This window comes from Oleiphilus sp. HI0123 (assembly GCF_001635315.1).
In genome coordinates this window covers 1-941 of sequence record NZ_LWGE01000246.1, presented here as the reverse complement: position 1 = coordinate 941, position 941 = coordinate 1, and the positions used below count along the sequence as shown (strand labels likewise).

General features: G+C 43.8%; 1 protein-coding gene. It reads left to right on the top strand.

Annotation, left to right across the window (positions count from 1 at the left end):
- Positions 1 to 292: 292 nt before the first annotated feature.
- A partial coding sequence (locus A3761_RS02445; RefSeq protein ID WP_197472746.1) for a TolC family protein occupies positions 293 to 941 on the top strand: 649 nt, incomplete at its 3' end.

Below are 941 nucleotides of genomic sequence, written 5' to 3'. Positions count from 1 at the left end.
TCACAAATGACTGTTGTGATGAGTCTTGTTTATGTGCACAGGCTGGTTGTCAGTCTTCATCAGCGGCTTTCCATAATTCCGCGTTATCCTTCAGCACAGATAGAGTTGCCTTTAATTTTACGGCATCATTTTATCTAAACCCACAGACATTACCTTCTTTCCCCCCTCCCATTTCATAAGACCCTAAGGAAGTTCCGCCTTAAATTCGGAGCTCCCGTCGCTTTTTAGTTTTACTTATCGCTAGTTAATTTTATAGCCCTTGGGCTCGCTAAATAGCTTTGGACCTTGTCTTATGTTTCGCTTTAAAACAAAACGTGTCTTGTCACGTTTAATGTATATTTATTCTGGTTTGCTCGTTGCTTCAAGTTTTTTATCTGTCCATGCCTCGGAAGAAAGCAATGGAACCTTGCAAACGACTAAGTTAGTTCAAGCTCAGTCTGAGCAAGGAGGCTTGCTTTCCCTATCTGATGTGCTCACTAGAGCTCGCGCCAATGATTTCAGGCTAAAGTCCCTGGGTATTCAGGCGAAGGCTTTTGAAGCTGAGGCAAAAGCGAGTGATTTTTTGCCAGACCCAACTCTGTTTGCGGCGATACAGAGCTTACCGACAGACACATTTGAATTTGATCAGGAGCCTATGACCCAATTACGGGTAGGCGTCAGACAAATGTTCCCCAAAGGCGACACCTTATCGCTGCGCGAAGATATTAACCAGGAGAAAGTGGGTCTTCAGACCGTCAAGCAGGAAGCTTACTGGATAGGGCGTAAACAAAGCATTGAAAAAGCTTGGTTAGAAGCTTGGTTTTGGCAGCAGAACATTGAACTCATTTCGGAAGACCGTGTATTTCTAGAGCAAATACATGAATTCATTCAATCATTATATGAAGTTGGCAGTAAGGATCAGAGCGACCTGATTGGCGCGGAACTCGAACTCATCAAGTTAG